Source organism: Arthrobacter sp. 2MCAF15, assembly GCF_052115605.1.
GTDB lineage: Bacteria > Actinomycetota > Actinomycetes > Actinomycetales > Micrococcaceae > Arthrobacter.
In genome coordinates, this window is record NZ_JBFRGZ010000002.1 from 152,070 (window position 1) to 164,793 (window position 12,724).

Sequence of the window (12,724 nt, forward strand, 5' to 3'; positions counted from 1 at the left end):
TAACGGCCGTCAAAGGGTCCCGCGGCGGCCGGTCAGTGCTGCTGCGGCAGCGGCGCGTACATCACGTCGACATCCCAACGGGTGAATCCGAGCCGCCGGTAGAGGGCCACTGCGGGGGCGTTGTCGGCATCGACGTAGAGCATGACGGCGCGCAGGCCGAGGCCTTGGAGATGCGTGATTCCGGCGACGGTGAGCGCCTTGCCCAGCCCGGAGCCCTGGGCCTCCGGGGTTACGCCCACCACATAGACCTCGCCGATCGCTGGGTGATCGCCATGCCGGGGGTGCACCTTGGTCCAGTGGAACCCCAGGAGCCGGTCCGCCGGGTCCACGGCCAGCAGGAAGCCTGCCGGATCAAACCACGCTTCGGCCATCCGGGCGTCCAGGTCGGCGCGCGTCATGTTGCCCTGCTCCGGGTGGTGGGCGAACGCGGCCCTGTTGGCGGCCAGCCAGGCGTCCTCGTCCCGGCCGGGCTCGAAGGCGCGGAGCCGCACGCCCTCCGGGAGCCGGACCTCCGGCAACGCCGCCGCGGCCGTCATCAGCCGCATCTTCCAGAGTTCGCGGACGGCGCCGTAGCCGTAGCGGGCCGCAAGGTCCGCGGCGGCCTCATGGTTTCCGTGGGACCAGGCCTTCAGGCCGGCGAAGCCGCGGACGCTCTGCAGTTCGCCCACCAGTCGGTCGCCCACGCCCTGGTTGCGGTAGCTGGGGTGGACGGCGACTTCCAGGACCCCCGTGCCGTCGGGTTCTTCGATCACGACGGCGACTCCGGCCAGGTCCTGCGCGGTYGCCGGATCCAGTTGGTCGTCGGGGGCGTACACGGCGAGGGCCAGCACCGAATGCTCGCCCGCGTCGGCGGCGCGCAATGTGACAAGGGTTTGTTCTGACAGCGGCGGATTGCCGTCGGACTCTTCTGCCGCAGCCACAAGGGCGGCGACGTCCCGCAGCAGCCTGCTGTCCACGGTTCCTTTGACGGCGAGTACGGGCCAGTTTTCCGGGTGCGCAGGGCTCATGGTGCAAGGGTATCGGGTTGGGGCAAGGCTATCCGGTGCCCGGGTGTCAGCGGCCGATTTTGTTGAACTCCGGGCGTCGGCGTATAGTCGATATCTCGTCCGGCGTTGAGCCAGATGCGAGGGGGATCCACCACTGGGGTGGCCTCGATACGTTCGACCCGTATGTCCTCCACCAATAAACAGCATCACTGAATGCTGCAGCATGAAGGCCCCGGACTCTGGATTCCAGAGTCCGGGGCCTTCCGCGTTTGGTGCAAATGTCGTTCGGTGCCCGGTGCCCGGTGCCCGGTGCCCGGACGCTTCTGTCGCGGGCGAGCCGGTCAGGCCTCGGTGAGTTCGTCCTCGGGCTGGCGGACCAGGGTCAGGCGGTAGCCCACGTTGCGGACCGTGCTGATCAGGTTCTCGTGGTCGGCGCCCAGTTTGGCGCGGAGCCGCCGGACGTGGACGTCCACGGTGCGGGTGCCGCCGTAGTAGTCGTAGCCCCAGACTTCGGTCAGCAGCTGCTGGCGGGTGAACACCCGGCCGGGGTGCTGGGCCAGGTATTTCAGCAGTTCAAATTCCTTGAAGGTCAGGTTCAGCGCGGCGCCGTTGACCCGTGCGGTGTAGCTGGCCTCGTCAATCACGACGCCGGCGGCCCGGATTTCGGTCGGGACGTCCTCCTGCTCGGGAACGGCGCGCGCCACGCCGAGGCGGATCCGGGCTTCGACTTCTGCCGGGCCTGCGGATTCGAGGAGGATATCGTCCACGGCCCACGCCGAGGACACGGCAGCCATTCCGCCTTCGGTCAGGATGAGCATCAGGGGAGCGCTGAGGCCGGTGGCCTTGAGCAGTTGGGTGAGGGAACGTGCGCCCACCAGGTCCTTGCGGGCATCCAAAAGGACAATGTCGCAGGGGTCGGTTTCGAGCAGGGCCGTGGGCTCGGCCGGAAGAATGTGCACCCGGTGGTTCAACAGTTCCAGCGCAGGCAGGACGTCCACGGATGTTCCGGTGCTGTTTGTCAAGAGCAGGATGTGCGACATTGTTCCTCCAAGGGGTGTCCGCGCATCGTTGGGCGTCTGTGTTGCTGATCATGAGTATACCTAAAGGCCCCTTTCCGGCCATGGTCCCGTCACCTCCGGCCGGTCCATTTGCGACACATACCGTTCATATAGGGCAGGATTGAACCGTCAGGGCCCGCGGCCCGTCGAAATTGAGCCGAGTCGAATTGGGGTCCGCAGTGAGCGAAGGTACGACCATGGCGGGTCTGCCGATGGCGAGCCAACGGTGAAGCCGTGGAGCGTCGGGATCATTGGCCTGGCCGGTCTGGTGGCCATCGTTGCCGGTGCCTATGTCTCTCCTGAGGCCCTCCTGGCCGTCGGGGCCCTCAGCGCCGCCGGCATCGGCATTGGCTGGCCCTATTTCCTTGGCATCCCCGCCAAGAAGACCCTCGCGGTCCTGATTGGCCTGCCCGGCGTCGGGTCGGCGGTGGCGGCGACCTATCTTCCGGCTCCGGGTTTCCTGGACTGGACGCCGTCGTTCATGGCGGTCGGGGTCATGGCCATCTTCGTCATGCAGCTGATCCGGGGCACCGGCCAGGCCCAGCGCCTCGAATCCACCCTGGGTTCGTGCTCGGGGGTCTTGCTGTCCTGCCTGGGCGCCGGCTGGATTGCGAGTTCTCGCTTCAACGGGGTCCGCGAAATGATCCTCGTGGCCGCCATCAGCGCGGCGATCGCCCTGATGGCGGGGCTGATCCGCTGGCCCGACCGGATCGTGGCGCCGCTGGGCATCGTGGCCGCGGGGCTCGCCGGGCCGCTGGCCGGCCTGGTGTTCTCCGACATCGCAGTGCTCCCGGCCGCCCTCGTCGGCGTCGTGGTAGGCGTGGTGCTGGTGAGCTTCCGCCGCCTGGTCATTCTCAATGGCGAGGGCCTGACCGTTTTGGCGGCCGTGGGCATGGGCATTGGCCCGGTGTCGGCCGTCGGTTCCCTGGCCTACTTCATAGACAAACTACTCATCTACTAGGCGTTAGGATGGCATCATGTCCGTACTTGCATATGAGATTTTCTTCCTTGTCCTGCTCGGCGTGGCCGGCCTGTCCATGGCGTGGTTTGCCGGCTTTGTCGTGTACCGCCTCTTCAAAGGCCAGAAGTAACACGTTCCAGAACCCGTAGCTTCCAGAGGTAGATGCTGTGCCGATTGAAATCCCTACTGATCTGACCCCCGAAATCGTTCCGCTGTCCTGGCTCATCGGTGAGTGGGAGGGAAGCGGCCGGCTGGGAGCCGGGGACGAGGACTCCGAGCACTTCGTGCAGCACGTCTCGTTCACCCACAATGGCCTGCCGTACCTGCAGTACCGCGCCGAGAGCTGGCTGACCGACGACGAGGGAACCAAGCTGCGTCCCCTGACGGTCGAGACCGGCTTCTGGGCGCTGGAGCGCAAGCAGCGCGAGGAAGACGGCGGCCCGGGCCTGATCCCGGCCGACATCGTCCCCGTGCTCAAGAGCGCCGACGAGGTCGAGGCCCTGCGCAACAGCGACGGCGGCTTCGACATCTCTGTCTCCATCGCCCACCCCGGCGGGATTTCGGAGCTGTATTACGGCCAGATCAAGGGTCCCCAGATCCAGCTCAGCACCGACATGGTGATGCGGGGGAGTCACTCCAAGGAGTACACCGCGGCCACCCGGATCTTCGGGCTCGTCGAAGGGAACCTGCTGTGGCGCTGGGATGTGGCCACGGGCAAGGGGTCGACGGCGGGCGGCGGCCTGGAAGCCCATGCGTCGGCCATCCTCGCCAAAGTAGGCTAACCACACGGTCTCACTGATTTTTCCGTTGTCTGCATCGACCAAGGAGAAACCCCGTGAATGACTCAGCCACCGGTACGGGCGCCGGCAACGACGCCAGCAACGACGCCGGCAAGACCGGCTATGCCGACTACGCCGACCTGAAGGCGGTGTACTTCAACGGCACCCTCAAGAAGTCCCCGGATGTCTCCAACACCGAAGGCCTGATCGAGGTCAGCCGCCGGATCATGGAGAAGCAGGGTGTCACCACCCGCGTGATCCGCACCGTGGACCATGACATCGCCAGCGGCGTCTACCCGGACATGCGAGAACACGGCTGGGCCACCGATGAATGGCCGGAACTTTACCCGGCCGTCCAGGACGCGGATATCGTGGTCGTCGCCGGGCCCATCTGGCTGGGGGACAACTCCTCCCAGACCAAGAAACTCATCGAGCGCCTCTACGCCCACTCCGGGCAGCTGAACGCGAAGGGCCAGTGGGCCTACTATCCGAAGGTGGGCGGCTGCCTGATCACCGGCAATGAGGACGGGATCAAGCATTGCGCCATGAACGTCCTGTACAGCCTCCAGCATGTCGGCTTCACCATCCCGCCGCAGGCCGACGCCGGCTGGATTGGCCCCGTCGGGCCGGGGCCGAGCTACCTTGACGAGGGGTCCGGGGGGCCCGAGAGCGATTTCACCAACCGCAACACCACCTTCATGACGTGGAACCTGCTGCACCTGGCACGGATACTCAAGGACGCCGGCGGCATTCCGTCCTACGGAAACCTCCCCGAGGCCTGGAAGGCCGGCACCCGCTTCGACTTCGAAAATCCGGAATACCGCTAAAGCTAAGGACGTTCCCTTCAGTATGACTATCACTAGCCCCCTGTTGTCGCGCCCGGCCGCCGTTGAAGCCGGCGGCGCCGACGCCGGCGTCGCCGCCCACTACGGCGAGCCGCTCCGGGAGCAGCGGGCGCTGGCCGCCGGCGCCGCCGTCGTCGATCTCTCCTGCCGCGGCGTGGTCACGGTCAGCGGACCGGACCGCCTGAGCTGGCTCAACACCCTGTCCTCCCAGCAGCTCACTTCCCTGGCCCCCGGCCAGTCCACCGAGCTGCTGTTGCTGAGTGTCCAGGGCCGGATCGAGTTTGATGCACGCGTGGTGGACGACGGCGCCACCACTTGGCTGATCGTCGAAGGAGCCGAGGCGGCACCCCTGGCCGAATGGCTGAACAAGATGAAGTTCATGCTGCGGGTCGAGATCGCCGACGTCTCCGCCGACTGGGCCGTGCTCGGTTCCACCCGGCGGATCCCGGAATGGACCGGGCTGCAGGTCTGGGAAGATCCCTGGCCGCACGTCAGCGCCGGCGGCTACTCCTATGCGGTAGTGGGCGAGGACGCCCACCCCGGACTGGAGCGGCCGTGGTTCGAGTACCTTGTCCCCGCGGCTGAGCTGGTCGCGACGGTGGGGGACCGTGCCCTCGCCGGCACCCTGGCGTCCGAAGCGCTGCGGATCGCCGCATGGCGGCCCCGGTGGGGCGCGGAAACCGACGACAAGACCATCCCGCACGAGCTCGACCTCCTCCGCACCGCCGTGCATCTGGCCAAGGGCTGCTACAAGGGCCAGGAGACGATCGCGCGGGTCCACAACCTGGGCCACCCGCCGCGGCGGCTCGTGTTCCTCCAGCTCGACGGTTCCCAGCACACCCTGCCAGCGGCCGGCAGCGAGGTCCGCGCAGGCGACCGCAAGGTGGGCTCGGTGACCTCCGTGGCGCAGCACTACGAAATGGGCCCCGTGGCCCTGGCCGTGATCAAGCGTTCGGTCGCCCCGGAGGACGTCCTGACCGTTGTTGACGGCGACGAGCCCTATGCCGCGGCCCAGGAGGTCATTGTGGCCCCCGACGCCGGCCAGGTAGTGGGCCGCCAGACCGGCTTCCTGCGGGGGACCCGATGACCGGTTCTTCCCCCCTGGATTCTTCGGCACCGGATTCTTCGGCACAACAATCTTCCGCCAAGGACTCCTCCGCGCCTGATAATGCGGGAGCGGCGCCCGACGACGACACGCTGGCGCTGGCCCACACGCTCTTCGATGCGGCCCGCGAGGGCAACTCCGAACTGCTGGGCGGCTACCTCGCCGCCGGCGCCCCGGCTACGCTGACCAATGCCTCCGGCGACTCGCTGGTCATGCTGGCGGCCTATCACGGCCACGCCGCCACAGTCCGGCTGATCCTCACGCACGGCGGCGACGCCAACATGCCTAATGACCGCGGCCAGACGCCGCTGGCCGGCGCCGTCTTCAAGGGCTACACGGACGTCGCCCGGGAACTGCTGGCAGCCGGGGCCGACCCCGATGCCGGCACACCCTCCGCGCGTGCCGCCGCCGAAATGTTCGCCCGCACGGATATCCTGGCGCTCCTGGGCTGACCCGGTCTGCGGCCTGGCGGTCGCAGGTCGGCGCGGGATTCGGGAACAATTGCGGCCTAATACTCCACGTGGAATAATCGGTGTGGAGTAAGAGCAATTTGGACCGCAGAGGACAGCACCATGGCCCGGGCAACCGCATTGACATCGCTGGGTGTCGCCGCACTTTCCCTGCTCGTGGAGGAACCCATGCATCCCTACGAGATGTACCAGCTCCTGATCGCCCGGCACGAGGACCGGCTGGTCAAGGTCCGGCCGGGAACGCTCTATCACGCCGTCGGGAGGCTCGAAGAGCAGGGTCTGGTCGCGGCAACGGGAACCGACCGGGGAGGCAACCGGCCGGAGCGCACCACGTACACGATCTCGGCAGCCGGCCGAGAGGCGTTCACGACGTGGCTCCAGGACATGCTCGCCACCCCCGTCAATGAATACCCGTCCTTCCCGCTGGCCATCTCCGAGGCCTACAACCTGCCCGCCGACCTCGTCGTCGAACTCCTGGACCGGCGCCTCCAGTCGCTGCACGAACAGATCGCCTTCCTGCTCTCCGGTGAGGAACTGCTCAAGACCAAGGGCGTGGACCGCAAGTACTGGGTTGATGTCCTGTACCAGCAGAGCATGATGCAGGCCGAAATCGCCTGGATCGACGGCCTGCAGGACCAGCTCCGCTCCGGCGAACTGCCGTGGTGACGCCCAAGCACAACCGGCGGCCGGACCCTGGCCGCCAACGAAACATCGACCATCCAGCATTCACGCACCAGACCCTAAGGAACCCCATGGAAAACGTAGCCCGGCCATGGCCGGCACTCTGGTCCCTGGTGATCGGCTTCTTCATGATCCTGATCGACACCACCATCGTCTCGGTGGCCAACCCGAGCATCATGAAGGGCCTCAACACTGACATCAACGCGGTCATCTGGGTCACCAGCGCCTACCTGCTGGCCTATGCCGTGCCGCTGCTCATCACGGGCCGGCTCGGGGACCGCTTCGGGCCGAAGAAGCTCTACCTGTCCGGCCTGGTGGTCTTCACCCTGGCCTCGCTGTGGTGCGGGCTCTCCGGCAACGTCGAGACCCTGATTGCGGCCCGCGTGGTCCAGGGCCTGGGCGCGGCCATGATGACGCCGCAGACCATGGCCGTCATCACCCGGATCTTCCCGCCGGACCGGCGTGGAGCGGCCATGGGCATCTGGGGCGCCACGGCCGGCGTCGCCACCCTGGTCGGACCGATCCTCGGCGGTGTGCTGGTGGACGGCCTCGGTTGGGAATGGATCTTCTTCATCAACGTCCCGGTCGGCATTGCCGGCTTCATCCTCGCGATGCGGTTCGTCCCGACACTGAGCACTCACCCGCACAAGTTCGATATCCCCGGCGTGCTGCTCAGCGCCCTTGGCCTCTTTCTGCTGGTCTTCGGCATCCAGGAGGGGGAGACCTACGACTGGGGCACCATCGTCGGCCCCATCACCGTCTGGGGCCTGATTATCAGCGGCATCGCCGTGCTGGTTGTCTTCGTCCTGTGGCAGAAGTTCAACAAGGGTGAACCGCTGCTGCCCCTGTCCCTGTTCAAGGACCGGAACTTCTCGCTCGCCAACATCGCGATCACCACTGTCGGCTTCACCGTCACGGCGTTCACCCTGCCGCTGATCTTCTACTACCAGATCGTCCGCGGCCTGACCCCCACCGAGTCCGCGCTCATGATGGTGCCGATGGCGCTGATCTCGGGCGGCCTGGCCCCCGTCGTCGGCCGGATCATCGACAGAGTCAACCCGAAATTCATCACCGCGACGGGACTGGTCCTGATGTCCGTGGCGTTGTTCTGGAACTCTCTGCTCATGCACCCGGACACACCCATCTGGCTGTTCCTGCTCCCGAGCGCGGTGCTGGGCTTCGCCAACGCGGGCATCTGGGCCCCGCTGAGCTCCACGGTCACGCGTAACCTGCCGCCGCGGCAGGCCGGCGCCGGCTCGGGCGTCTACAACACCACCCGCCAGATCGGCGCGGTGCTCGGCAGCGCCGCGATCGCCGTCCTCATCCAGTCGCGGCTGGCGGCCGAGCTTCCCGCCCGTCCCGGGGCAGGCGGAGATGCCAGCCCCATGGGCTTCGGCGGAGCGCTGCCCGAGGCACTGCACGAGGGGTTCTCGACGGCGATGGGCCAGTCCATCCTGCTGCCGGCGGCCGTCATCCTGCTCGGCGCCGCCGTGGTGCTCTTCTTCGCCAAACCCAAGCCGGTCCAGGGCTGGGGCGCTCCGGACGACGTTGCCGCGTCAGAGGCGGCGGAAGCCGCAGGCATGTCCGGCACGGCTGCCGGCACGGACCGGGCCATCGGCCGAACGGACAACGCCGCCGCGGAGCGGCGCTAGCCCGGCCGGCATCCGGGTCAGCCCAGCAGCACGCTGGTCTGGATGCCGCCGGCGGAGAAGCCGAGGCTGCGGGCCAGCGCCAGCGACCCCTTGTTGCTGACTTCGGAGCGCCACTGCAGTGTGAGCCCGGCGGCAAGGGCCTCGTGGGCGGCTATTGAGGCGGCCAGCTTGCCCAGCCCGCGGCGCCGCCACTCCGGCGCAACCAGCACGCCCAGATGGGCCAGGAGCCCCTCCCATTCGGCGTAGGCCCCGCAGGCCACAGGCGTCCGGCGCCCGTCTTCCACATGCAGGACAGTGAAACGGTGCTCGAGGTCCGCGAGGCACACCTCGTTGACATCATCGGGCGGGCAGAACGACTCCAGCTCGATTGCTTCCGGATTCCCGTGCGAGACGGTCAGCTCCTCGGAGGGCTGCTGCAGGGGAAGGTCGTCGGCGAAGAAAAGTGCGGCGGCGCCCAGCCCGTGGCCGCCGTGCGCGCGCGTGATGGTCAGCAGCGTCACGTGCTGGGCCAGTTCCTCGTCGGCGAGGCCTTCGGCGGCGTCCAGCGCCCATTGCGGGCCCACCAAGGCGGAGTTGCCGAACAGGCGGACAAACTGCACGGCCCGGGCCGTCTCGTCGGCCCGGGTGAGCCGCACCCCTGCCGCGGCCGCGAAGGCGCCGTCGTCGAACCCCAAGCGGCGCGCCCACGCGAGCTGGACAATTTCAGCGGAACCGGGCTCAAGAGTCATGAAACAACCCTACCCACCGCCGGACCGCGATTCCGGCCACAGCCAGCAGGCGCAGCCGGCAGACACAGCCTGTGGCCACCGCCCGCGGACGGTGCCCACGTTGCCCAGGAGACCTCTTAGCCGAAGAGGACTGCGGCCTCGTCATAGCGGCTCTGCGGTACGGACTTGAGGTTGCCCAGGGCGGCGTCGAAGCCAACATGAACAATGTCCGTGCCGTGCAGCGACACCATCGTGCCCCAGCGCTTCTCGACCACCGAATCGATGGCCGCCATGCCCAGCCGGGTGGCCAGGACGCGGTCGAACGCCGTCGGGACGCCGCCGCGCTGGATGTGGCCCAGGACCGTCGCGCGGGTCTCGATGCCGGTGCGTGCCTCGAGTTCGGGCGCCAGCATTTCGGCGATGCCGCCGAGGCGGGGGCGGCCAAACGTGTCCAGTCCGCGCTCCGAGTGCGGGGACTCCTGGCCTTCGGGCACGAACCCCTCGGCGACGACAAGCAGCGGGGCACGGCCACGGTCATGGGCGGAGACAACCCACTCGGCGATCTGTTCCATGGAGGCCTTTTGCTCCGGGATCAGGATGGCGTGGGCGCCCGAGGCCATGCCGGCGTGCAGGGCGATCCAGCCCACGTGCCGTCCCATGACCTCGGCGATCATGCAGCGGTGGTGGGACTCCCCGGTGGTGCGCAGCCGGTCAATTGCCTCGGTGGCGATTTCCACGGCAGTGTCGAATCCGAAGGTGTAGTCCGTGGCGTCGAGGTCGTTGTCGACCGTCTTGGGCACGCCCACGATCTTCAGGCCGGCGTCGGTGAGGCGCTTGGCGGCGGCGAGGGTGCCCTCGCCGCCGATGGCGATGATGGCGTCGATCCCGAGCCGGTCCATGTTGGCCTTGATGACCTCGGGGCCGCCGCCGTTCTCAAAGGGATTGGTGCGGGACGTGCCGAGGATGGTGCCGCCCTGCTTGGCGATGCCGCGGACCATGGTGCGGGGGATCTCCACGATGTCGCCCTCGACAACGCCGCGCCAGCCATCCTTGAACCCTACGAACTGCTGGCCGTGGACCGCGATTCCCTTGAGGACGGCGCCACGGATGACGGCGTTCAGTCCGGGGCAGTCTCCGCCGCTGGTGAGGATTCCAATTTTCATATCTTGGCTCAAATCCTGGTTTGAAGGGGTACAGGCAGAGCGCCACGCTGAGCTCACCTAGAGTCTAGTGGCGGGTGTGGGGCAGGACACAAACGGTTACAAAAATGCCCCCGCCGTGAAGGCGGGGGCATTTTTTCGTGACGTTGGGCGGGCCTGTGGCCAGCGTCAGGGCCGGAATCAGGGCCGGGAAGAACGCTTCGAGAGGAAGCTCTGGAGGACGATTGCGTTGCGCTGGTCCGGAAGGAGCAGCCACCCGGCAAGGTAGACCACGAATGCCGGTCCCGGGAGCAGGCTCAAAAGCAGGTAGGCGATCCGGACATAGGCCACATCAACATTGAGTTTGGCGGCGATTCCTCCGCAGACCCCGCCAAGCCAGCGCTGCGGACCACGTTTCAGGCCGAAGCCCCGGATGGTGTCGAAGAATTTATCCATGGTTCAAGACTTCCCTGTTGTGGGGTTCTTGTCACGCCTGCGGGCCGAGACCAGCCCGCCGATGATCAGGGCGGCGCCCGCCCCGATCATCAGGCCAATCAGCACATACGTGCCGTTGAGGGCCACGATGCCGAGGCGGGAAATGATGAGCAGAGCGGCCAGCGCTACCACTATCAGCCCCCAGACCACCGTGCCTACCCGGGCCGGGGAACCGGCCTGTTCAAGGTCCTGCCCGGCGTCGGGCCGGGAGTCGTCATAGCTGCTCATGTCAGTTTCCTTCCTTGATGGTCACGTTGCTCACGGTGCCGGAGACCTGCAGGACCAGCCGGGCGCCCGGCTTCGAGGTGTTGTAATCGCTTTGCTGCTTCGTGATGCCGCCGCGGTCCTGGTTGCCGTCGTGGAGGCTCCCCATGGTCATGTCCGCCTGGACCTGCACGGGGACGGTAGTGGGGATGACGACAGTGAGGTTGCTGGCCGTCGCGTCGATCGGCACAACGACGTCGGAGCCCAGTGGCGGATTCAGCGCCAGCTTGGTCAGGTCCACTGTTCCGGCGCCGCCGGTGATCTCGAAGCCGCCGCGGGCCTGTTCAATGCTGGCCGGTGTCCAGTCCGCGTTCTGGAAACGGAACCGGTCCCCGTGCGGAACCACACTGAAGATTCCACCGATCAGCAGCGCCACGACCGCGAAGAAGCTCAGGATCCCGGAGGTCCGGCCCCGCAGCCCTGCAAACAGGATTCCCAGGCCCAGGATGGCCGCGCCAATAGCCCAGACCAGGGCATTGCCGGCGTCGCCGAGGTCGATCACGTTGGCGGCGTCGAGGGCCTTGATGCCGCCGCCCACCAGGAGGGCTGAACCGACGGTCACGGCAACTGCCGGAGCGCCGGGACCAAGGTTACGGGGCGCAGCCGGTGGAGGGGGTGTAGCCCCGGGCCCATAGCCGCCTGGGGGAATGGGGCCGGTGGGGCCGGGCGGGATGGAGCCCGACGGCGGAGGCGGACCCCAGGCGGGACCGGCGCCGGAGACTCCCGAGCCGCTGACGGGCTGGCCAAAGGCCGGGCCGCCGGACTGGGCGAATCCTCCGGTGGCGAAGCCTGCATCGGATTGCTGACCGGCGTCAGTGCGGGAGGTGCCCGCAAAGGCCGCCGTGCCGGCCGGACTGCTGTAGTCATAGCGCGTTGGCATGGGCGTGGCTCCGTTCCGGGTCTTGTTGCGTTGGGTCAGGTAGTAGACGAGGTAGATTGCGCCACCCACCCAGAACACCGTCCAGAGGAAGGCGCCAAAGCCGTAGCGGTCCCAGCCCCAGACGCCGGTGCCGAGGCTGGGGAAACCGATGACCGTGGCGATGAGGGAGCCGGTCATGCCGGCCGTCCACCGGCCGGCGGCGGCCTCCTGGACGTGAATGCGGCCGTCAGGCTCTGGCAGCAGTGCCCAGGCCAGACCGTAGGCGAGCACGCCGATTCCGGCGAAGACAGCCAGGACGATCAGGACACCGCGAATGATGAGGGGGTCGACGCCGAGCCGGTGGGCGATGCCGCTGGCCACGCCGCCGACCCACCGGTCCCGTCCCCGGTAGATGCCATGGCCCCGGATCCAGTCGAAGAAGTTCTGGGACTGGGGCGCCGGGAGCGGCCCGTCCGGGGCCGGGTAAAGCCGCGGCGGCTCCGGCTGCTGCCCGCCGGCCGGTCCGGCGTTGACCGGCTCGGAACCGGCCGGCAGGGCGTTGAAAGGCTCGGAGCCGGTCGCAGCGGAGGCGGGCTGCCCCGTGCCGGAAACTTCGGTGTCAGGGTGTTCTGTGCCGGGACGTTCCGTGTCTGGATTGTCCGTGGCCGGCCGGTCTGCGGAGGCCGGGCCTTCATCGGGGTGCGGAGTGTGCGGATTCATACT

General features: G+C 67.6%; 14 protein-coding genes. 7 read left to right on the forward strand and 7 right to left on the reverse strand.

What is annotated here, in order from left to right:
* Window positions 1-32: 32 nt before the first annotated feature.
* Window positions 33-1,007, reverse strand: a complete 975-nt coding sequence (gene mshD, locus AB4089_RS02850; protein ID WP_441407812.1) for a mycothiol synthase — start codon at window positions 1,005-1,007, stop codon at window positions 33-35.
* A gap of 320 nt (window positions 1,008-1,327) precedes the next feature.
* Window positions 1,328-2,026: a winged helix-turn-helix transcriptional regulator gene (locus AB4089_RS02855; RefSeq protein WP_390203621.1), complete on the reverse strand. Its 699-nt coding sequence runs from the start codon at window positions 2,024-2,026 to the stop codon at window positions 1,328-1,330.
* Between the two features lie 244 nt (window positions 2,027-2,270).
* On the opposite strand from AB4089_RS02855, the gene AB4089_RS02860 reads away from it, so the two are divergent.
* The 7 genes from AB4089_RS02860 to AB4089_RS02890 all read left to right on the forward strand — a co-directional run bounded on the left by AB4089_RS02860 (window position 2,271) and on the right by AB4089_RS02890 (window position 8,537).
* Window positions 2,271-3,005: a permease gene (locus AB4089_RS02860; RefSeq protein ID WP_441407813.1), complete on the forward strand. Its 735-nt coding sequence runs from the start codon at window positions 2,271-2,273 to the stop codon at window positions 3,003-3,005.
* Between the two features lie 167 nt (window positions 3,006-3,172).
* On the forward strand, window positions 3,173-3,787 hold the full coding sequence (locus tag AB4089_RS02865) for an FABP family protein (RefSeq protein ID WP_441407814.1): 615 nt from the start codon (window positions 3,173-3,175) through the stop codon (window positions 3,785-3,787).
* A 137-nt stretch (window positions 3,788-3,924) separates the two neighbouring features.
* On the forward strand, window positions 3,925-4,611 hold the full coding sequence (locus tag AB4089_RS02870) for a flavodoxin family protein (protein WP_441407937.1): 687 nt from the start codon (window positions 3,925-3,927) through the stop codon (window positions 4,609-4,611).
* Between the two features lie 22 nt (window positions 4,612-4,633).
* On the forward strand, window positions 4,634-5,716 hold the full coding sequence (gene ygfZ, locus AB4089_RS02875; RefSeq protein ID WP_441407815.1) for a CAF17-like 4Fe-4S cluster assembly/insertion protein YgfZ: 1,083 nt from the start codon (window positions 4,634-4,636) through the stop codon (window positions 5,714-5,716).
* Complete coding sequence (locus tag AB4089_RS02880; protein WP_441407816.1) at window positions 5,713-6,186, forward strand: ankyrin repeat domain-containing protein; 474 nt, start codon at window positions 5,713-5,715, stop codon at window positions 6,184-6,186. Before ygfZ ends, AB4089_RS02880 begins: the two co-directional genes overlap by 4 nt.
* 120 nt (window positions 6,187-6,306) lie before the next feature.
* The gene (locus AB4089_RS02885; RefSeq protein ID WP_441407817.1) at window positions 6,307-6,870 is read left to right on the forward strand and encodes a PadR family transcriptional regulator; all 564 of its coding nucleotides are present in this window, start codon (window positions 6,307-6,309) and stop codon (window positions 6,868-6,870) included.
* Between the two features lie 86 nt (window positions 6,871-6,956).
* A complete protein-coding gene (locus tag AB4089_RS02890) occupies window positions 6,957-8,537 on the forward strand; it encodes an MFS transporter (RefSeq protein ID WP_441407818.1) in 1,581 nt (526 codons plus the stop codon).
* A 17-nt stretch (window positions 8,538-8,554) separates the two neighbouring features.
* Here the strand turns inward: AB4089_RS02890 and AB4089_RS02895 are convergent, their stop codons facing one another.
* The 5 genes from AB4089_RS02895 to AB4089_RS02915 all read right to left on the reverse strand — a co-directional run bounded on the left by AB4089_RS02895 (window position 8,555) and on the right by AB4089_RS02915 (window position 12,721).
* On the reverse strand, window positions 8,555-9,265 hold the full coding sequence (locus tag AB4089_RS02895; protein ID WP_441407819.1) for a GNAT family N-acetyltransferase: 711 nt from the start codon (window positions 9,263-9,265) through the stop codon (window positions 8,555-8,557).
* Window positions 9,266-9,381: 116 nt separating this feature from the next.
* A complete protein-coding gene (locus AB4089_RS02900) occupies window positions 9,382-10,407 on the reverse strand; it encodes a 6-phosphofructokinase (RefSeq protein WP_018773638.1) in 1,026 nt (341 codons plus the stop codon).
* Window positions 10,408-10,584: 177 nt separating this feature from the next.
* Complete coding sequence (locus AB4089_RS02905) at window positions 10,585-10,839, reverse strand: PspC domain-containing protein (protein WP_441407820.1); 255 nt, start codon at window positions 10,837-10,839, stop codon at window positions 10,585-10,587.
* 3 nt (window positions 10,840-10,842) lie between these two features.
* The gene (locus tag AB4089_RS02910) at window positions 10,843-11,106 is read right to left on the reverse strand and encodes a hypothetical protein (RefSeq protein WP_441407821.1); all 264 of its coding nucleotides are present in this window, start codon (window positions 11,104-11,106) and stop codon (window positions 10,843-10,845) included.
* A gap of 1 nt (window position 11,107) precedes the next feature.
* Window positions 11,108-12,721, reverse strand: coding sequence for a PspC domain-containing protein (locus AB4089_RS02915; RefSeq protein WP_441407822.1), 1,614 nt, complete (start codon window positions 12,719-12,721; stop codon window positions 11,108-11,110).
* Window positions 12,722-12,724: the final 3 nt, after the last annotated feature.

Bases quoted from the DNA above. Each gene is read 5' to 3' on its own strand.
- AB4089_RS02855 (WP_390203621.1), bottom strand. From the start codon at position 2,026: ATGTCGCACATCCTGCTCTTGACAAACAGCACCGGAACATCCGTGGAC.
- ygfZ (WP_441407815.1), top strand. From the start codon at position 4,634: ATGACTATCACTAGCCCCCTGTTGTCGCGCCCGGCCGCCGTTGAAGCC.
- AB4089_RS02880 (WP_441407816.1), top strand. From the start codon at position 5,713: ATGACCGGTTCTTCCCCCCTGGATTCTTCGGCACCGGATTCTTCGGCA.
- AB4089_RS02885 (WP_441407817.1), top strand. From the start codon at position 6,307: ATGGCCCGGGCAACCGCATTGACATCGCTGGGTGTCGCCGCACTTTCC.
- AB4089_RS02890 (WP_441407818.1), top strand. From the start codon at position 6,957: ATGGAAAACGTAGCCCGGCCATGGCCGGCACTCTGGTCCCTGGTGATC.
- AB4089_RS02895 (WP_441407819.1), bottom strand. From the start codon at position 9,265: ATGACTCTTGAGCCCGGTTCCGCTGAAATTGTCCAGCTCGCGTGGGCG.
- AB4089_RS02900 (WP_018773638.1), bottom strand. From the start codon at position 10,407: ATGAAAATTGGAATCCTCACCAGCGGCGGAGACTGCCCCGGACTGAAC.
- AB4089_RS02905 (WP_441407820.1), bottom strand. From the start codon at position 10,839: ATGGATAAATTCTTCGACACCATCCGGGGCTTCGGCCTGAAACGTGGT.
- AB4089_RS02910 (WP_441407821.1), bottom strand. From the start codon at position 11,106: ATGAGCAGCTATGACGACTCCCGGCCCGACGCCGGGCAGGACCTTGAA.
- AB4089_RS02915 (WP_441407822.1), bottom strand. From the start codon at position 12,721: ATGAATCCGCACACTCCGCACCCCGATGAAGGCCCGGCCTCCGCAGAC.